14 protein-coding genes are annotated in these 20,291 nt (G+C 54.5%); 6 read left to right on the top strand and 8 right to left on the bottom strand.

What is annotated here, in order from left to right:
* Positions 1-69: 69 nt before the first annotated feature.
* Genes HX778_RS09185 through argC form a run of 3 tightly spaced genes read right to left on the bottom strand, consistent with a single transcriptional unit; the run spans position 70 to position 3,115 of the window.
* Positions 70-1,287 (bottom strand): argininosuccinate synthase, encoded by a 1,218-nt coding sequence (locus HX778_RS09185; RefSeq protein ID WP_038476996.1) that lies wholly within the window; start codon positions 1,285-1,287, stop codon positions 70-72.
* Positions 1,288-1,317: 30 nt separating this feature from the next.
* Positions 1,318-2,094 carry an acetylglutamate kinase gene (gene argB, locus HX778_RS09180; RefSeq protein ID WP_144244041.1) on the bottom strand — a complete coding sequence of 259 codons (777 nt, stop codon included), beginning with the start codon at positions 2,092-2,094 and terminating at the stop codon, positions 1,318-1,320.
* A 16-nt stretch (positions 2,095-2,110) separates the two neighbouring features.
* A complete protein-coding gene (gene argC, locus HX778_RS09175; RefSeq protein WP_154188899.1) occupies positions 2,111-3,115 on the bottom strand; it encodes an N-acetyl-gamma-glutamyl-phosphate reductase in 1,005 nt (334 codons plus the stop codon).
* A gap of 186 nt (positions 3,116-3,301) precedes the next feature.
* Here argC and argE point away from each other — a divergent pair, with 186 nt between their 5' ends.
* From argE to HX778_RS09160, 3 genes are all read left to right on the top strand, one after another.
* Positions 3,302-4,453: an acetylornithine deacetylase gene (gene argE / locus HX778_RS09170; RefSeq protein ID WP_038477004.1), complete on the top strand. Its 1,152-nt coding sequence runs from the start codon at positions 3,302-3,304 to the stop codon at positions 4,451-4,453.
* Positions 4,454-4,688: 235 nt separating this feature from the next.
* The gene (ppc, locus tag HX778_RS09165; RefSeq protein WP_038477007.1) at positions 4,689-7,340 is read left to right on the top strand and encodes a phosphoenolpyruvate carboxylase; all 2,652 of its coding nucleotides are present in this window, start codon (positions 4,689-4,691) and stop codon (positions 7,338-7,340) included.
* Between the two features lie 333 nt (positions 7,341-7,673).
* Positions 7,674-9,407, top strand: a complete 1,734-nt coding sequence (locus tag HX778_RS09160) for a phosphoethanolamine transferase CptA (protein ID WP_176981820.1) — start codon at positions 7,674-7,676, stop codon at positions 9,405-9,407.
* 68 nt (positions 9,408-9,475) lie between these two features.
* On the opposite strand, the gene metF is transcribed toward HX778_RS09160, so the two are convergent.
* The 3 genes from metF to metB form a co-directional block, all read right to left on the bottom strand.
* Positions 9,476-10,366: a methylenetetrahydrofolate reductase gene (gene metF / locus HX778_RS09155; protein ID WP_038477014.1), complete on the bottom strand. Its 891-nt coding sequence runs from the start codon at positions 10,364-10,366 to the stop codon at positions 9,476-9,478.
* Positions 10,367-10,601: 235 nt separating this feature from the next.
* The gene (locus tag HX778_RS09150; RefSeq protein WP_038477017.1) at positions 10,602-13,034 is read right to left on the bottom strand and encodes a bifunctional aspartate kinase/homoserine dehydrogenase II; all 2,433 of its coding nucleotides are present in this window, start codon (positions 13,032-13,034) and stop codon (positions 10,602-10,604) included.
* Between the two features lie 2 nt (positions 13,035-13,036).
* Positions 13,037-14,197 (bottom strand): cystathionine gamma-synthase, encoded by a 1,161-nt coding sequence (gene metB / locus HX778_RS09145; protein WP_038477020.1) that lies wholly within the window; start codon positions 14,195-14,197, stop codon positions 13,037-13,039.
* A gap of 276 nt (positions 14,198-14,473) precedes the next feature.
* On the opposite strand from metB, the gene metJ reads away from it, so the two are divergent.
* Positions 14,474-14,791 (top strand): met regulon transcriptional regulator MetJ, encoded by a 318-nt coding sequence (gene metJ, locus HX778_RS09140; RefSeq protein ID WP_008457553.1) that lies wholly within the window; start codon positions 14,474-14,476, stop codon positions 14,789-14,791.
* Positions 14,792-14,827: 36 nt separating this feature from the next.
* Here the strand turns inward: metJ and fucO are convergent, their stop codons facing one another.
* Entirely contained in the window at positions 14,828-15,976 is a 1,149-nt protein-coding gene (gene fucO / locus HX778_RS09135; RefSeq protein WP_176981819.1) for a lactaldehyde reductase, read from the bottom strand.
* A 4-nt stretch (positions 15,977-15,980) separates the two neighbouring features.
* Positions 15,981-16,628, bottom strand: coding sequence for an L-fuculose-phosphate aldolase (gene fucA / locus HX778_RS09130; protein WP_038477026.1), 648 nt, complete (start codon positions 16,626-16,628; stop codon positions 15,981-15,983).
* A 440-nt stretch (positions 16,629-17,068) separates the two neighbouring features.
* On the opposite strand from fucA, the gene fucP reads away from it, so the two are divergent.
* Together fucP and fucI are read left to right on the top strand one after the other, a co-directional pair.
* Positions 17,069-18,385, top strand: coding sequence for an L-fucose:H+ symporter permease (gene fucP, locus HX778_RS09125; RefSeq protein WP_176981818.1), 1,317 nt, complete (start codon positions 17,069-17,071; stop codon positions 18,383-18,385).
* 54 nt (positions 18,386-18,439) lie between these two features.
* A complete protein-coding gene (gene fucI / locus HX778_RS09120; protein ID WP_176981817.1) occupies positions 18,440-20,230 on the top strand; it encodes an L-fucose isomerase in 1,791 nt (596 codons plus the stop codon).
* The last annotated feature ends 61 nt before the right edge of the window (positions 20,231-20,291 follow it).

The following is a 20,291-nucleotide window of genomic DNA, read 5'->3' as shown; positions in this document are numbered from 1 at the left end:
CCATTCATCATATTGATATTCGTTTGCCCCTCACCCACTCCCTGTCCAGGGAAAGAGTGAGGGTAAAAATTACTTCTTAAGTTCGTTCAGCGCACGGATACGAGAAGAGAGCGAGAACAGACGGATAAAGCCGCCGGCATGGCTGTGATCGTAAACTTCATCTTCGCCAAAGGTCGCAAATTCTTCGCTATACAGGCTGTTCGGTGATTTTTTCTGAATCGCCGTCACCTGGCCTTTATATAGCTGCAGCACAACTTCACCGTTCACTTCTTCCGCCAGCGACTCGGCAGAGGCCTGCAGAGATTTACGCAGCGGTGCAAACCAGCGGCCATCGTACACGACGTAGGACATTTCGAGGCCCAGCTGCTCACGCCATTTGAAGGAATCACGATCCAGCACCAGCTGCTCAACGCCACGCAGCGCGGCCATAATAATCGTGCCCCCTGGGGTTTCATAGCAACCACGGGACTTTATGCCCACCAGACGGTTTTCTACGATATCGATACGGCCAATACCGTGCTTAGAGCCAATCGCATTCAGGGTTTCCAGACACTTGAACGGGCTCATCGCTTCGCCGTTAACGGCAACCACTTTGCCCTGCTTAACGGTAACGGTCACCTGCTCGGCCTGGTCCGGCGCTTCCTGCGGGTCAACGGTCCACACCCAGCAATCTTTGTTCGGGGCATTCCACGGGCTTTCCAGCACGCCGCCTTCGGTGGAAATGTGCCATGCGTTTTCGTCACGGCTGTAGATTTTTTCCAGTGAGGCGGTGGTCGGGATGTCACGCTCTTTCAGGTAGTCGAGCAGCGCTTCACGGGAACGCAGGTTCCACTCACGCCATGGCGCAACAACCTTCAGATGTGGAGCCAGCGCGGCCCAGGTGGATTCGAAACGCACCTGGTCGTTACCTTTACCGGTCGCACCGTGGCACAGCGCATCAGCGCCCACTTTGTTCGCTACATCTACCAGCGCCTTAGCGATCAGCGGACGCGCCATAGAGGTACCGAGCAGGTAGCTGCCTTCATACAGCGCGCCGGTCTGCAGCACAGGGTAAACATAGTCGCTGATAAACTCTTCACGCGCATCCACGACGTAGCACTCAGTAGCCCCGGAGCGCAGCGCTTTCTGCTCAACGCCTTTCAGATCTTCACGATCCTGGCCGATATCCACCACGCAGGCGACCACTTCGCAGCCGCCGTAGTTCTCTTTCAGCCATGGAATGATGGCAGAAGTGTCGAGGCCGCCAGAGTATGCGAGAACGATTTTTTTGATGCCGTGATTTTGCATTGTCTTGTCCTTGTTAAAACTATTCTTTGTCTATGCCAGAATCCGGGTGCCAATAGCCACGCCGTTGAATAAAGAGGGTAGCTGATCCGCGTGGCGCCATGAGGCGATATCCACCGGGCGTCCCAGAGTACGGGCCGCATCCAGCGCCGCGTTCACTTTCACTATCATGCCGTCGGTAATAATGCCCTGCTGAATCAGCTGCTCGGCTTTGGCCGCCGTCATCTCGGCGATGCGCTGGCCTTTACCGTCCAGGATACCGCTCACGTCTGAGAGCAGAATCAGGTCCGCGCCGAGCGTGGCGGCAAGCGCTGTCGCCGCCTGGTCCGCATTCACGTTCATCAGCTCGCCTTCCGCGGTCACGCCGATGGAGCTAACAATCGGCAGGAAGCCGTTTTCCAGCAGGGTATTAATCAGTTTTGGCGAACCCGGTTTAGCCAGACCCACGTGGCCCAACGCTTCGTCAAGCTGGGTCACCGTGACGCTATCCCCGTCGCCGAGGCTCAGGCCGACGCCGTTAATGCCGTGCTTCTTTGCCCACGCCAGCAGCGTCTTGTTAGCCGTACCCGCCAGCGCACCGGTAATAATGTCAATCTGGTCGGCAGGCGTAACGCGCAGGCCATTTTTCTTTTCCACCGGCAGTGCCAGCTTTTTCATCAGCTCATCCACCAGGCAACCGCCGCCGTGAACAATAACCAGCGGGCGCTGATGGGACTGACGATAGTTCACCAGCGCGGTAAACAGGCGCTCCAGCGCTTCTTCGCTATCCAGCAGTACGCCGCCTAATTTGATAATTAAAGGATTCATCATTTCACCCGACAGACGGTTAAATAAGAGACTGCGTTTCGGCGAAGCCAAAACGAATATTAAGACACTGTACTGCCTGCGCCGCGGCACCTTTCAGCAGGTTATCCTCGGTGGCAACGACAATCAGGTGCTCATCCTGCACGGCAAATCCGATGTCGCAGAACGGCAGGCCAACCACATTTTTGAGCGCCGGCACGCCTTTTTCATACAGGCGAACCAGCGGCTTGTCGCCGTAGGCCTGGCTAAACGTCTCAGCGATTTGCTGCTGCGTTACGCCCGCCTTCAGGCGGCAGGTAATGGTCGCCAGAATGCCGCGCGGGAAATTGCCGAGGTGCGGGGTGAAAATGACCGACGCACCAAGATGGGTAGCAATTTCGGGCTGATGACGATGATTAAACACGCCATAGGGCTGCAGGCTAACTTCGCAGAAGCTGTTGGAAATCGCCGCCTTGCGCCCGGCACCGCTTACGCCACTGGTGGCGTTGATCACCGGCCACTGGCTCAAATCCAGCAGATCGGCGTCGATCAGCGGCTTCAGCGCCAGCTGAGACGCCGTCGGATAACAGCCCGGCACCGCAATTAAATTGCTCTCTTTCAGCTTATCGGCCTGCCACTCTGCCAGGCCATAAACCGCCTTTTCCAGCAGCTCAGGATGCTGATGGGTAAAACCGTAATAACGTTCATAAAACGCCGGATCGTTAACGCGAAACGCACCGGAGAGATCGATAACTACGCAGCCGGCAGCAAGGAACTGCGGGGCCAGGTCGTGGCTAACTTCATGAGCGGTGGCCAGGAATACCACGTCCACGCCTTCGCTAAACTCGCTGATGTCGGACATCGCCTGCAGCGGCAGATCGACAATGCCCTTTAATTGCGGATGCAAATCAGATATCAATTTACCTGCATCTGAACTTTGCGCTGAAACCGTCAAAGCGGTTATGTTCATATCAGGATGGCGATTCAAATAGCTCACAAGCTCTGCGCCTGCATAACCGCTTGCACCCACAATCAGCGTATTCAACATCTGGGTCGTTCACCTTGTCTTTTCGGTCTGCTCAGAGTGCAAGCCTGACGCTTTCACCCACGTCCGTTAGCGTGGTTTTTTATTCACCGGAACGCTTAACTGTTCCTTTACGCTCAACGTTATTGTATTTTTATTCATAATTACTGCATGAATATTGATACTATCCTAACCTAAGGCCTGTCAACAGTGAAGATGAAATTACCCCCTTTTATCGACATCTACCGCGCCCTGATCGCGACACCTTCCATCAGCGCCACCGACAGCGCGCTGGACCAAAGCAATGAGTCTTTAATCAATTTACTCGCAGGTTGGTTCCGCGATCTCGGTTTTAACGTCGAAATTCAGCCCGTTCCGGGCACACGCAATAAATTCAATATGCTGGCAAGCAGCGGCCAGGGCGCTGGCGGCCTGCTGCTGGCGGGGCATACCGATACCGTGCCGTTTGACGATGGCCGCTGGACGCGTGACCCGTTTACCCTGACCGAGCACGACAACAAGCTTTACGGCCTGGGCACCGCAGATATGAAAGGTTTCTTCGCGTTTATTTTGGATGCGCTGCGCGACGTGGATGTGACAACCCTGAAAAAGCCGCTCTACGTCCTGGCGACGGCCGACGAAGAGACCACCATGGCGGGGGCCCGCTATTTCTCTGAAACAACGGCTCTGCGCCCGGACTGCGCCATCATCGGTGAACCGACGTCTTTACAGCCGGTACGCGCGCACAAGGGCCACTTGTCGAATGCCATCCGCATTCTCGGGCAGTCCGGCCACTCGAGCGATCCGGCGCGGGGCGTGAATGCGATTGAGCTGATGCATGACGCGATTGGCCATATCCTCACGCTACGAAACACACTGAAGGACCGCTACCACCACGACGCTTTCACCGTGCCGTATCCGACCCTTAACCTGGGCCATATCAACGGCGGCGACGCGGCAAACCGCATTTGTGCGTGTTGCGAACTTCACATGGACATTCGCCCGTTGCCGGGCATGACATTAAACGATCTGAACGGTTTACTGACCGAAGCATTAGAGCCGGTGAGCCAGCGCTGGCCCGGCCGTGTGACAATTTCGGAACTGCATCCGCCGATTCCAGGCTACGAATGCCCACCGGACCACCAGCTCGTCCAGGTCGTCGAGAAGCTGCTGGGTGCACAAACGGAAGTGGTGAACTACTGCACCGAAGCACCGTTTATCCAGACCGTATGCCCTACGCTGGTCCTTGGCCCTGGCTCCATCAACCAGGCACACCAGCCGGATGAATACATTGATACACGCTTTATTAAGCCGACCCGGGAATTAATTACTCAGGTGGTGCATCATTTTTGCTGGCATTAATAAATCGCGGTGAAAGGGGGTTTTACCCCCTTTTTAATCTGGATTTATCGCTATTCTTATAAGAAACGCTTATGAGCGAAGTTGGTAATTAAATTTCATAAATTCGCGTCATTTCTTCGTTTGCTGAAACGATTTCGTAGCAATTGACGAATGGTTAACGACGTGGCTTTATAAAAGGCGGTGTTGAACCTTCACGGGTGAAATTAAGTTACATAATAGATTGGGCTGGAGTCATATGAACGAACGCTATTCTGCTTTGCGAAGTAATGTCAGCATGCTCGGAAAACTGCTCGGAGATACCATCAAAGATGCGCTGGGGGAGAACATTCTTGACCGCGTAGAAACGATCCGTAAGTTATCCAAGTCCTCCCGCGCCGGTAATGAAGCCCATCGTCAGGAGCTGCTGAGCACGCTGCAGAACCTCTCAAATGATGAACTGCTCCCCGTCGCCCGTGCTTTTAGCCAGTTCCTTAATCTTGCCAACACCGCAGAGCAGTACCACAGCATCTCCGCGACGGGCGAAGCGGTCAGTAACCCGGAAGTTATCGCCAAAACGCTGCAAAAATTAAAAAATCAGCCAGACATCAGCGAAGCCGCAATTCGTGAAGCCGTTGAGTCCCTCTCTCTGGAGCTGGTGCTTACCGCTCACCCTACGGAAATCACCCGCCGTACCCTGATTCACAAATTGGTCGAAGTGAACAGCTGCCTGAAGCAACTCGACCACAGCGATCTCGCCGACTACGAGCGTAACCAGATAATGCGCCGCCTGCGCCAGCTTGTTGCTCAGGCCTGGCATACCGACGAAATCCGTAAACATCGCCCTTCTCCGGTCGACGAAGCCAAATGGGGCTTTGCGGTGGTGGAAAACAGCCTCTGGGAAGGCGTACCAAACTACCTGCGCGAGCTTAACGAGCAGCTCGAAGAGAACCTGAACTACAAGCTACCGGTGGACTTCGTACCGGTACGTTTCACCTCCTGGATGGGCGGTGACCGCGACGGTAACCCGAACGTCACCTCCGAAATCACCCGTCACGTCCTGCTGCTTAGCCGCTGGAAAGCCACTGACCTGTTCCTGCGCGATATTGCGGTGCTGGTTTCAGAGCTGTCGATGGTGGAATGTACGGCGGAGCTGAGCGAGCTGGCAGGACCGGATGCGGGCCAGGAACCTTATCGTCACATCATGAAAGGGCTGCGCCAGCAGCTGCTTGCCACTCAGGCATGGCTTGAAGCCCGTCTGAAAGGTCAGCGCCTGCCCAAACCTGAAGGTCTGCTCATTCAAAACGAGCAGCTCTGGGACCCGCTCTATGCCTGTTATCAATCGCTGCAGGCCTGCGGGATGGGGATTATCGCCAACGGACAGCTGTTGGATACCCTGCGCCGCGTGAAATGCTTCGGCGTGCCGTTGGTACGCATTGATATCCGCCAGGAAAGTACTCGCCACAGCGAAGCGTTGGGCGAAATGACTCGCTATATTGGCATCGGTGATTACGAAAGCTGGTCAGAGGCCGACAAACAAGCCTTCCTGATCCGCGAACTGAATTCCAAGCGCCCTCTGCTGCCCCGCCAGTGGGAACCAAGCGCGGATACCCGCGAAGTGCTGGAAACCTGTAAAGTGGTCGCCGAAGCCCCGCGTGGTTCTATCGCGGCCTACGTTATTTCGATGGCCAAAACGCCTTCCGACGTGCTGGCCGTTCACCTGCTTCTTAAAGAAGCCGGTTGTACTTTCGCCCTGCCGGTTGCGCCGCTGTTTGAAACCCTCGACGACCTGAATAACGCCGACGACGTAATGACCCAGTTGCTGAACATTGACTGGTACCGCGGCTTTATCCAGGGCAAGCAAATGGTCATGATTGGCTATTCTGACTCGGCGAAAGATGCGGGCGTAATGGCTGCATCCTGGGCGCAATACGAAGCGCAAGATGCCCTGATCAAAACCTGCGAGAAGGCCGGGATTGCCCTGACGCTGTTCCACGGTCGCGGTGGCTCTATCGGTCGTGGCGGTGCACCTGCTCACGCGGCCCTGCTTTCACAGCCACCGGGAAGCCTGAAGGGCGGCCTGCGTGTGACTGAGCAAGGCGAGATGATCCGCTTCAAATACGGCCTGCCGGAAATCACCATCAGCAGCCTGTCGCTCTACACCAGCGCCATTCTTGAAGCTAACCTGCTGCCGCCGCCGGAGCCGAAGAAAGAGTGGATCCAGATTATGAATTCACTTTCGGCCACCTCATGCGAGATGTATCGCGGCTATATTCGGGAAAACGAAGACTTCGTGCCGTATTTCCGTTCCGCAACGCCGGAGCTGGAATTGGGCAAACTTCCATTGGGCTCTCGCCCGGCAAAACGCCGTCCAAACGGCGGCGTAGAATCTCTGCGCGCCATTCCGTGGATCTTCGCCTGGACCCAGAACCGCCTGATGCTGCCTGCCTGGCTGGGAGCCGGTGCTGCATTACAAAAAGTGGTGGAGGAAGGGAAACAAAGCGAACTGGAAACAATGTGCCGCGACTGGCCGTTCTTCTCCACTCGCCTCGGTATGCTGGAGATGGTATTTGCGAAAGCAGACCTGTGGCTGGCGGAATACTACGATCAGCGCCTGGTGAAGCCCGAGTTGTGGAAGCTGGGTAAACAACTTCGTGACCAGCTCGAAGCCGACATCAAGGTCGTGCTGGACATCGCCAATGACTCGCACCTGATGGAAGATTTACCGTGGATTGCCGAGTCTATCACCCTACGTAATATCTACACCGACCCGCTGAACGTCCTGCAGGCCGAGCTGCTACACCGCTCACGTCAGTCGGAAGAGAAAGGCGAAGAACCTGATGCCCGTGTAGAACAAGCCCTGATGGTCACCATCGCCGGCGTTGCCGCCGGGATGCGTAATACCGGTTAATTCTTTATTAACTACCTCTAAACCCCGCTTCGGCGGGGTTTTTCATTGCAGGCTAATTAAAAGGCTCATCATTATTGCAATTTGCCTTAACTATTTATTCTTCTTAAATAAAAAGACAATAAACATGCAAAAGTAGAGCCACCGTAAATCGTTGTGGAACAAGCTCCAAATTCCGCTGTCATTATCCAGACACATTTCCTATATTGTGCGCAAAAGTCACTCGTTTACGGGTGGCTTTTTTCGTCAATAAAAGCCACCGTAGCGTCCATAACTAAGGCTTACTTAAGGTTTTCTCATTACGGTTAATGATAATTTTTTAGCACAGGCAAGAGAATGCACTTCACATCGAACCCGCCTGAACGCAAGTTCAGCATTAAAGCCCTTGGATGGGTTTTACTTTATTTTTGGTATTTTTCATCGGTTCTGCAGATTGCCATATTATCAACAGGATACAGCGGTACAACGGGGCTGCGTGATTCCCTGCTGTTCAGCTCCCTGTGGTTTATTCCCGTCTTTCTGTTCCCACAGCGTACGCGCATTATCGCCGCCGCTATCGGCGTCGTTCTGTGGGCAGCTTCGATTGCGGCTCTCGGCTATTACGTTGTTTACGGACAGGAGTTCTCACAAAGCGTTCTGTTTGTGATGTTCGAGACAAACGCCAACGAAGCCAGCGAATATCTAAGCCAGTATTTTAGCCTGAAGCTGTTGTTGATTACGCTGGCCTATACTCTGGTGGCAATCCTGCTTTGGACACGCTTGCGCCCGGTTTATATTCCAAATCCATGGCGCTGGCTGGTTTCCTTCGCCATTCTGTTTGGTCTGGTCCTTAATCCGGTCGGCAAAGAGTGGCTCATTAACAAACGCAGCATCGGCGACTCGTTCTCAAGCATTTCTTCTCGCCTTGAGCCCGCGGCACCGTGGCAGTTTATCGTCGCCTATACCGAGTACCGCCAGCAGTTGGACAGCCTGAACAGCATGCTCAGTTCCAACAACGCGCTGCCGCCTTTGGCTAACCTGAAAGATGCCTCCGGCAACGCGCCGCGCACCTTAGTGCTGGTGATTGGCGAGTCGACACAGCGTGGCCGTATGAGCCTTTATGGCTATCACCGCCAGACAACGCCTGAACTGGACGAGCTGCACAAGACCGACCCGCAAATGACGGTGTTTAACAACGTCGTCACGTCACGTCCTTACACCATCGAAATTCTGCAGCAGGCGCTGACGTTTGCGGACGAGAAAGATCCGGACCTTTATCTGACCAAACCTTCGCTGATGAACCTGATGAAGCAGGCCGGTTACAAAACATTCTGGATAACCAACCAGCAGACAATGACCGAGCGCAACACGATGCTGACGGTGTTCTCAAGGCAGACCGACAAGCAATATTATATGAATCAGCAGCGTACGCAGAGCGCACGCGAATACGACACTAACGTCCTGGCACCGTTTAAAGAGGTGCTGGCAGACCCGGCACCGAAGAAGTTCATTATCGTGCATTTGCTGGGTACGCATATTCGCTACGACTTCCGCTACCCGGAAAACTGGGGCAAGTTTGACGGTAAAACCGATGATTTACCTGCAGGTTTGAGCAAAGATCAGCAAGAAGCCTACAACAGCTACGATAACGCCAACCTGTTTAACGACCATGTGGTTTCCACGCTGATCAAAGACTACAAAGCCAGCGACCCTAACGGTTTCCTGCTCTATTTCTCAGACCATGGGGAAGAGGTTTACGATACGCCACCGCACCAGACGCAGGGTCGTAACGAAAGCAACCCAACGCGTCATATGTACACCATACCGTTTATTGTCTGGACGTCACCGACCTGGCAGCAGGCTCATCCGCGTGACTTCTCGGGCGATATAAACCGGAAGTACAGCAGCTCAGAACTGATTCATACCTGGTCTGATTTGGCCGGTTTAACCTACGACGGCTACGATGCAACGCGAGCCATCGCCAGCCCGCAGTTTGTAGAAGCAACCCGCTGGATTGGTAACCCGTATGAGAAAAACGCGTTAAGGGATTACGACTCGCTGCCTTACAGCGAGCAGGTAGGCAATCAGTAACGTCTTTTTCCAGTTAAGCAAAAAGCCCCGCGTATGTAAGCGGGGCTTTTTTTATCGAAAATAAACGGTTACAGCGCCGGACGAACACCTAAAGTGTGGCAAATCGCATAGCTCATTTCCGCCCGGTTCAGCGTGTAGAAATGGAAATCCTTCACGCCTTCACGGCTGAGTATCTTGACCATATCCATCGCGATATTCGCCCCAACCAGCTGGCGTGTTTCTGCGTCGTTGTCCAAACCTTCAAACATCTGCGCCATCCATGAAGGAATGCGTACGTTAGTCATGTCGGCAAATTTCTTCGCCTGTCTGAAGTTAGATACCGGCAGGATGCCAGGGATGATCTCAACATCAATTCCGGTCGCGGCACAGCGGTCGCGGAAGCGAAGATAACTTTCAACATCAAAGAAGAATTGAGTAATCGCGCGGTTAGCCCCGGCTTCAATTTTACGACGCAGGTTAAGTAAATCCGCCTGGGCACTTTTGGCTTCGGGGTGTACTTCCGGGTAGGCCGCAACGGAAATATCAAAGTCGCCGACTTCCTTCAGCAGAGCCACTAAGTCAGAGGCATACATATCCGGTTTTCCGCTGTCAGGCGGTAGATCGCCCCGAAGCGCAACGATATGGCGGATACCACTGTTCCAGTAGTCCTGCGCAATAGCGCGAAGTTCATCGCGTGTCGCATCAATACAGGTGAGATGCGGAGCCGCCTCAAGGCCGGTGCGATCTTTTATGCCTTTAATAATGCTGTGGGTACGGTCTCGTTCACCGGAGTTTGCGCCGTAGGTCACGGAGACAAACTGAGGTTTCAGGCTGCTCAGTCTGTCGATTGACTTCCACAGGGTTTGTTCCATTTCACTGGTGCGCGGCGGGAAAAACTCAAAGGAAACGTTAATATGCCCCGCCACTTCGGCCAGACTCTGATTCAGCGCTTCCCGCTGGTTGGCGTGAAAAAAGCTCATACCCTTACCTCATCAATCGCATCATTATTGTGTGTTATTGCACCCGTTGCCACCCAGACGTTTAGACGTCTGGATAGAAAGATGACGGAAAAGCGCCAATGCGTCAACAGAAATATCACCACAGAAAGTGGAGGAATTCTCACTCAAGATGAATTTTTTTCAGGAGGGGGTAGAAAGGAAGGCTTGCAGGAAAACGCACTCTCCTCCGGGAGGAAGAGAGTGCGGGGAAAAGCAACTACAGCAGCTGTGCCAGGCGGTTCAAATCAGACTGGATTGCCCCGGCCGTCACGTCGCGGCCGGCGCCAGGTCCGCGAATTACCAGCGGGTTATCACGGTACCAACGGCTTTCAATCGCGAAGACGTTATCGCACGGCAGCAGAGCGGCAAGCGGATGCTCTGCACGCACGGCTTCAACGCCAACGCGCGCCTTGCCGTTCGCATCAAAACGAGCCACGTAGCGCAGCACCAGCCCCATTTCCTGCGCGGCCTCCAGCCGTTGCAGCATTTGCTCGTTCAGCTCATCGCCATTTTCAAAGAAGTGGTCGATGGAGCCACCTTCACAGCCTGAAGGTACCAGAGATTCCACCCGAACCTGATCCGGCTCGATGTCATAACCCGCTTCGCGGGCAAGGATCACCAGCTTACGCATCACGTCTTTACCAGAAAGGTCAACGCGCGGATCCGGCTCGGTCAGCCCCTGCTGCCAGGCTTGATCCACCAGCTCGGTAAACGGCACGGTGCCGTCAAACTGCAGGAACAGCCATGAGAGCGTCCCGGAGAAAATACCGCTAATAGCCAAAATGGCATCACCGCTATCGCGCAGGTCACGCACGGTGTGGTTAACCGGAAGCCCGGCTCCTACCGTCGCGTTGTACAGCCAGTGGCGCCCCGTTTTCTCAAACGCATCGCGAATCTGGCGATACTTATGGCCATTTCCCGCGCCGGCCAGCTTATTGGCGCTGATCACGTGGAAGCCGTGGCTGGCGAAGTCGAGATACTGATCCGCAAGCTGCTCGCTGGCGGTCACGTCCAGCACCACTAAATCATCGTAAGGGTGAGCGCGCATCCACAGGAACAGCGACTCTTCATCCTGCTGGACGGCCTCGTCATTGAAGAAGGCCAACGCGCGGCTGGCATCCAGCCCTTCATAGTTCAGCAGGCTACGGCTGCTATCAACCACGCCGGCAAGCACAAACTCAAAGCCGGTACGGGCAGAGAGAACTTCCTGCTCACGAGCAAAAAGCTCAAGCCAGCGGGAGCCGATATTGCCTTTTCCGAATAGCATCAAACCAATACGTTTTTCAGCACGAAACAGCGACTTATGTAAGCCCTGAATCAGGCTCTCCGTTGGACCAACGCGCAGCACGGCCACCAGGCTAATGCCGTCTTCCGACTGCCAGATAAACTCGACGGGATGATCTTTTAGCTGCTGCCAGAAGCGGTGGCTATGCAGCGGGTTACGACAAACGCCCGCCCCCACCATCGCCACAAGTGCCAGACCTTCCCGCAGACGCAGTTCACCCTGCAAACCGGCGTCCTGGAGAAGCAACAGCACGCTGTTTGCAACTTCAGAGGTGTAGCAAAGCTGAAGCAGGTTACGGTCAGGATGTACGCCAATCGACAGCGGGCGTACCTGGCCACGCTTGAGGATCAGATCCAGCTCTTTTTGCGCCAGCTTAAAGTCCTGATGCGACGGCACCTGATACTCGATCAGGCAGACATCGTCGTGACTGGTGACAATACGTGCGCCGGTGCCGGAGGCCAGCACGCGCTCAATTCGCGTAGAGCCCTGCTCAGGCGAATAGCTGCAGCGCAGCTGAAGGTCGATATCGCTCCCGGATACGGGCTGCAAGGTACGAGCGTGCAAAACCGGGGCGGCAAGGCGAGCCAGTTCGCTAGCTTCATCAAGACGCAGGAGCGGCAGCAGGCAGGCATCTTTAACCTTACGCGGGTCGGCGCTGTATACACCGGCAACGTCACTCCAGATAGTGACACGGGAAACGCCGGCCAGTGCGCCAATTTGCGTCGCAGAGTAGTCAGAACCGTTACGTCCCAGCAGAACGGTTTCCCCCGCCTCGTTGCTGCAAATAAAGCCCGTGACAACCAGCCGTTTATTCGGATGCTGGGCAAGCAAGTTTTGCAGCAGTGGCCAGGAACGGCCCTCATCAACCTGCGGCTGAGCAGCTCGTTCAGCACGCATAAAATCACGGGCGTCCAGCCACGCGGCTTCAACACCAAGTTGGTTCAGGACGGCAGACATCAGACGTGCCGACCAGACCTCGCCGTGCCCAACCACCTCTGCGTAAACCGCATCGGTCATTTTGCCGTCCAGCAGTCCGGCAAGGCGCTCAAGGTCGTGGATAAAATCGGCAATCAGGCCATCGGCAACGTCCGGCGGCAGCAGGCCGCCAATAAGATCGCTCTGATAGCGGCGCAGCGTTTGCTGCACCTGATGCGCGGAAAGCCTGTCGCTCTGGCTCAGCTTGAGCCAGTTGATCAACTGGTTAGTGGTACTGCCGGCGGCCGAAACCACCATCATGTCACCCGGTCTGGAATACTCGGTCATGATACCCGCCACGCGCAGGTAACACTTCACATCGGCAAGACTGCTGCCCCCAAACTTGTGCAGTTGACGAACCGGCGTCCCTGCTGGTGCTGAAACACTCATGCTTACCCCTCGGCAGCGACCCGGAAGGCATTTTCCAGATCGGCAATTAAATCTTCACTATCTTCTATACCTGTTGAAACGCGCAGCAGCGTCTCAGAAATACCGGCGGCGGCGCGCGCCTCCGGAGCCATGCCCGCATGGGTCATGGTTGCGGCGTGTGAAATCAAACTTTCCACGCCACCCAGCGATTCCGCCAGAGTAAACAGCGACAGGGCACTCAGGAAACGACGCAGCGTTTGCTCGTCGCCGTCCAGCTCAAAACTCAGCATCGCGCCAAACCCTTTTTGCTGGCGAGCGGCGATTTCGTGGCCCTGATTTTCCGGCAGTGAAGGATGATACAGCTTTTTCACCAGCGGTTGCTGCCTGAGGAACTCAACAATTGCCTGGGCATTGCGCTGAGCCACCTCCATACGTGGCGACAGGGTACGCAGGCCGCGCAGCAGCAGATAGCTGTCGAATGCGCCGCCGGTGACGCCAATGTTATTCGCCCACCATGCCAACTCGGTGACAGTCGCCGGATCCTTCGCAATCACCACGCCGGCAACCACATCAGAGTGGCCGTTAAGGTATTTGGTGCACGAGTGCAGGACCAGGTCAGCCCCCAGCGCCAGCGGATTTTGCAGCGCCGGGCTCAGGAAGGTGTTATCCACCACGCTAACCGCACCGGCTTCACGCGCCGCGGCGCAGATTTTCGCAATATCCACGACGCGCAACAATGGATTACTTGGACTTTCTACCAATACCAGCTTAGGTTTTTCCGCCAGCGCAGATTTTAAAGCTTCTTCATCGTTCTGATCGACGAATAAAACGCGATAGGCCCCACGTTTTGCAAGACTATCAAACAGGCGATAGCTGCCACCATAGCAGTCATGAGGCGCAACCAGCAGGTCGCCGGGCTTCAGAAATACGGTAGTCACCAGGTGGATCGCCGACATCCCGGTATTGGTTAACACCGCGCCCGCGCCGCCTTCCAGCTCCGCCAGCGCCCGCTGCACAACGTCACGCGTTGGGTTACCGCGACGCGAATAGTCATGGGCGCGCGGCTCGTTGAAGCCGGTAAAGTTATAGGTGCTGGACAGGTGGATAGGTGGAACGACGCAGCCGTACTGCTCGTCATCATTCAAACCGCTACGAACTGCTATGGTTGCCTGTTTACGCGTCATGGTGTGCCCGATCCTTGCTGGTCGAATAAAAATCAGGCCTCAGAGTAAACAACCGCAGTATAGACGTCAATACATCTGGACATCTAAACCTCTTTGCGTATAGATTGAGCAAAAGACAAATAGCCGTTAAAATTATGCGTTTTAGAGTGTATGCGTCTGAGTTTCGCGCTCAGGAAAGGGTTATCCTACGCTGTACACTAAAAGAGATAATCGTCAACGCCGTGGATTCACCCGGCTTTGGCACATTTTCATAGATTAAGAGGATTAAGGTATCTCATGGCTGAATGGAGCGGCGAATATATCAGCCCCTACGCTGAGCACGGCAAGAAGAGTGAACAAGTAAAGAAAATTACGGTTTCCATTCCTCTGAAAGTGTTGAAGATCCTCACCGACGAGCGCACGCGTCGCCAGGTGAACAACCTGCGTCATGCGACCAACAGTGAACTGCTGTGTGAAGCTTTTCTGCACGCGTTCACCGGCCAACCGCTGCCGAACGATGCTGACCTGCGTAAAGAACGCAGCGATGAGATTCCGGAAGATGCCAAGGTCATCATGCGTGAACTGGGGATCGATCCGGATACGTGGGAATATTAAGGCTTGAGCAAAGGCACCCTCGGGTGCCTTTGTCATTTAATAAGCCTGACGATAAAGCCCGACTATCTCCTCAAACGTCGCTTTTCGCGGGTTACCGCCGGTACAAACATCTTCCAGCGCGGCCTGCGCCAGCGCCGGAATATCCGCCTCACGCATGCCAGCCTCCCGTAGTTTTGCGGGAATACCCACATCCCTGTTTAGTGCCTCCACGGCCCGTATCGCTAAATCTCGAGTCTGCTCCAGCGTAGCGGTTGCCACATCAACACCCATTGCCTGTGCAATACGGGAATATTTGTCCCCGGTAAAAGCAGCGTTATAGCGCATCACATGCGGCAGCAGAATGGCGTTCGCCACGCCGTGGGGAGTATTATAAAACGCCCCCAGTGGATGGGCCATGCCGTGAACCAGCCCCAGCCCTACATTGGAAAACCCCATCCCGGCGATATATTGCCCCAGCGCCATCGACTCTACCGCCTCCGGTTTTCCGGCAACGGATGCGCGCAGCGAACGGGCAATAATCTCAATCGCTTTAAGATGTAAAACATCTGTCAGCTCCCACGCTCCCAGAGTGATAAACCCTTCGATGGCGTGCGTAAGCGCATCCACACCCGTCGCCGCTTTTAGCGCAGCAGGCATTCCGTCCATCATGTCTGCATCAATAAAGGCAACCAGCGGGATATCGTGAGGGTCAACACAGACAAATTTACGCCGCTTTTCTTCATCGGTAATGACGTAGTTGATAGTCACTTCTGCTGCCGTACCCGACGTGGTCGGAATCGCCATAATCGGCACGCACGCACGCCGGGTCGCAGCTACGCCTTCCAGGCTGCGAACGTCTTCAAATTCGGGGTTATTAATGATTATCCCGATGGCTTTACAAGTGTCCTGCGGCGACCCCCCGCCAATCGCGATAAGATAATCCGCCTCCGATTGCCTGAAGGCTGTCAGTCCCTGCTTCACCACGCTGATTGTCGGGTTGGGGATAACGCCATCAAAGACCTTATAAGGAAAACCGGCCCGATCCAGGCTGGCGGTCACCTTAGCCACCGTGCCGCAGGCTATAAGCCTCGCATCCGTAACAATTAACGCTTTGCGATAGCCACGACGCCGCACCTCCGGGATCAGTTCGTTAATCGCCCCCCGGCCAAACCACGAGGTCTCATTTAATATCATGCGGTTTGTCATGGTGTTACTCCTCTACACGCAGGCCGTAGGTTTTGAATTTCTCAAGCACGGTGGCAATTTCCGCCTCCGAAAGCACGGGAACCGGGTCGTTGATAGCCAAAGTAGCGAGATAGAGATGGGCGAGCACTTCCACTTCGTGCGCCAGCCACAGCGCCTTTTGCAAGTTGATTTCACAGGCAATCATGCCGTGATGTTGCAGCAAGATAGCCTTACGATTTTTCAGCGCTATCGCCACATATTCCGAGAGCTTTTTAGAGCCGAAAGTCGCGTAAGGGGCGCAGGGGATCGTATTCCCACCCGCAGCGGCAATCATGTAATGAATAGCCGGGATCGGGCGATTAAGAATAGAAACGGCCGTACAGTGAACCGCGTGGTTATGCACCACGGCATTAGCATCGGGCCGGGTTTGATAGGCCATCTGATGGAAGCGCCACTCGCTGGACGGGATTTTTCCCTCTTCATGCTTGCCCCCGGCATCCACATAAACGATGTGGGAAGGGGTTAACGTTTCGTAGGGAATACCCGTCGGCGTTATCAGCATACCGTCCCGGTAGCGCACGCTAACGTTGCCCGCCGTTCCCTGATTAAGCCCAAGCCTTGTCATCTCCAGGCAGGTAGAAATAATGCTGCGCGCCAGTGAATCTCTTTCCATTTTTTCCTCTTTATCCAGTGAATGGATTTAATAAAAGAAGTGAATATCTGCGAGTTATCATCATGCGCTGCTAAGGACCGTTCATTTTCAGTCAAAAAATATGTGATGGGCGTCAACACAATTGTGCCAATTACGCCCCCACCTCCGTTATAAAAAAAAATTAAAATGTCCGTTTTGATTGAATAAACATAAAAACGGTCAGTTGTTACTGATTTAATTAACATCTGCCTGTTTCAAATAAAAAATAATAAATCGGTCATTTACGCTGGCTGTTTAAATCACTTTTCGTTTCAAACGGGCATGTTTATAGGTTGATTAAAGTGATAAGGCTCACAGTTCATTTGTCGGGAATCTTCAATGTGACTGAATTCAAATTTTCCGGCGTTTTTTGTTCTAAGAATGGCGGCACGATTATCTCCTCCACTCCTGATGAGGGCGCTATGGGAAACGTATCCATCCAGTCACAGACCTATCTCGTTGACAGCAATGAGCCTAAAGGAAGCTATCTCTTGCCCTTTGCTTTGCTCTGTTCATTGTTTTTCTTATGGGCCGTTGCTAACAACCTTAACGATATTCTATTGCCGCAATTCCAGCAGGCATTCATGCTAACTAATTTTCAGGCGGGGCTGATCCAGTCCTCATTCTATTTCGGCTATTTCCTGATTCCCATTCCGGCCGGAATGCTAATGAAGAAGCTCAGTTATAAAGCTGGGATCATTACCGGGCTACTATTTTATGCCATTGGCGCAGCGCTGTTCTGGCCTGCTGCACAGGGTATGAATTACACCCTCTTTCTGATCGGATTATTTATTATCGCTGCCGGACTTGGCTGTTTAGAAACCGCGGCCAATCCGTTTGTAACCGTATTAGGGCCGGAGAAAACAGGTCATTTCCGAATTAATCTGGCGCAGACTTTTAATTCCTTCGGCGCAATTATAGCCGTGGTGTTTGGGCAAGGGCTGATTCTTTCTCATGTCCCGCATCAGTCGTCTGACGTTCTTAAGCACATGACGCCGGTCCAGCTTGAGGCCTATAACCGCAGCCTGGTACACGCCGTGCAGTCTCCGTACATGATAATTGTGGCCGTGGTCGTCATCGTCGCGCTACTGATTGCCCTAACCCGCTTTCCAACAATACAGAGCGATACGCACGACGACGACAGCGGTTCGTTGCTGTCTTCGGTTTCACGCTTGTTACGTATTCGCCACTGGCGCTGGTCCGTGCTGGCACAGTTCTGCTATGTCGGCGCACAAACGGCCTGCTGGAGCTACCTGATCCGCTATGCCATCGAGGAAATACCGGGCACCACGCCGGGTTTTGCCGCCAACTACCTTACCGCCACTATGGTTTGCTTCTTCATCGGTCGTTTCACCGGTACGTGGCTTATCCGCCGTCAGTCCCCGAATAAAGTGCTGGCGATTTACGCATTTATCTCCATGGTGCTTTGCATTATTTCTGCCGTCGCCGGAGGGCATATCGGGCTGATTGCCCTTACGCTCTGTAGCCTGTTCATGTCGATTCAGTACCCGACCATTTTTTCGCTCGGCATCAAAAACCTCGGTCAGGACACCAAATACGGCTCGTCAATTATCGTGATGGGCATTGTAGGCGGTGGAGTGGTCACCCCGTTAATGGGCTTTGTCAGCGATGCCGCCAATAACCTCCCTACCGCTGAAATCATCCCGGCTATCTGCTTCGCCATTGTTTTCATCTTTGCCAAATTCAAATCTGGGGCAACCCCGGCGATAGCCAGCTAGCCGCACGATGAATATCAACCCGTTTTGTTATCCGATTAACCGTGAGGAAAACGAATGAAAAGCCAACAGTATTCCGTAAAACCGCTCCCGAAAATTGGTATCCGCCCGACAATAGACGGCCGACGCCTGGGCGTCCGTGAATCGCTGGAAGAACAGACCATGAACATGGCGCTGGCAACAGCCCACCTGCTGAGCGAACGGCTGCGCCATCCGTGCGGTGCGCCGGTGGAGTGCGTCATTGCCGATAGCTGCATTGCCGGAATGGCCGAGTCTGCCGCCTGTGAAGATAAGTTCAGCAGCCAAAACGTTGGGCTGACAATCACCGTCACCCCGTGCTGGTGCTATGGCAGCGAAACCATCGATATGGCCCCTGACCGCCCAAAAGCTATCTGGGGTTTTAACGGTACGGAACGCCCTGGTGCGGTTTATCTGGCTGCCGCGCTGGCGGCTCACGCTCAGAAAGGCATCCCGGCATTTTCCATTTATGGTCACGATGTGCAGGACGAAGGCGACAACAGTATTCCGCCAGATGTCGAAGAGAAACTGCTGCGTTTCGCCCGGGCGGGGCTGGCAGTGGCTCATCTGAAAGGTAAAAGCTATCTGTCGCTGGGCGGCGTTTCTATGGGGATCGCCGGATCGATTGTCGATCACAACTTCTTTGAGTCCTGGCTCGGCATGAAAGTCCAGGCCGTGGATATGACCGAGCTGCGCCGCCGTATTGATCAGAAAATTTACGACGAGCAGGAACTGGAGCTGGCGCTGAGCTGGGCAGATAACCACTTCCGCTTTGGCCCGGATCTTAACGCCGAACAGTATCGCCGCTCGCCGGAAAGCAGCCGCGCCATACTGCGGGAAAGCTTGCTAATGACGATGTGTATTCGCGACATGATGCAGGGTAATCAGAAGCTGGTGCAAAAGGGGTTTGTCGAGGAGTCCCTGGGCTACAATGCCATCGCGGCCGGCTTCCAGGGCCAGCGGCATTGGACCGATCAATATCCCAACGGCGATACCGCCGAAGCCCTGCTCAACAGCTCCTTCGACTGGAATGGCGTGCGCAAACCGTTTGTTGTTGCCACCGAAAACGATAGCCTGAACGGCGTGGCGATGCTGTTCGGCCACATGCTGACGGGTACGGCGCAGGTCTTTGCCGACGTGCGAACCTACTGGTCGCCGGAAGCGGTGAAACGCGTTACCGGCAGCGAACTGACCGGCCAGGCAGAGCACGGGATTATTCACCTGATCAACTCAGGCTCTGCGGCGCTGGACGGCACATGCCAGCAGCTGGATGAGCAGGGCAAACCGACAATAAAACCGCACTGGCAAATCAGTCAGAAAGAAGCGGATGCCTGCCTGAAAGCGACAGAGTGGTACCCGGCAATTCATGAATACTTCCGCGGGGGTGGCTTCTCGTCGGGCTTCCTGACCCGCGGCGGCGTGCCGTTCACCCTGTCCCGCGTCAACCTCATCAAAGGCGTTGGTCCGGTGCTGCAAATCGCCGAAGGCTGGAGCGTGGAGCTACCAAAAGCGATGCACGACACGCTGGATAAACGCACCAACGAAACCTGGCCAACGACCTGGTTTGCGCCACGTCTTACGGGCAAAGGCCCTTTTACCGATGTTTATTCTGTGATGGCGAACTGGGGCGCGAACCACGGCGTGCTGACTATCGGCCACGTCGGGGCGGATTTAATTACCCTGGCGTCAATGCTGCGTATTCCGGTTTGTATGCATAACCTGCCGGACGAGGCAATTTATCGCCCTTCCGCGTGGGGGGCGCACGGTATGGATGTCGAAGGCCAGGATTATCGCGCCTGCCAGAACTATGGCCCGCTTTATAAAAAATAAGCGCAGCGCCTCCCCGCCACGATGAGCGTGCCGGGGAGGCGCATGATCCCATTGAAGGAGC

This window comes from Cedecea sp. P7760, assembly GCF_013386425.1.
Classification (GTDB): Bacteria; Pseudomonadota; Gammaproteobacteria; order Enterobacterales; family Enterobacteriaceae; genus Cedecea; species Cedecea selenatireducens.
This window is presented reverse-complemented; position numbering and strand designations above follow the sequence as displayed.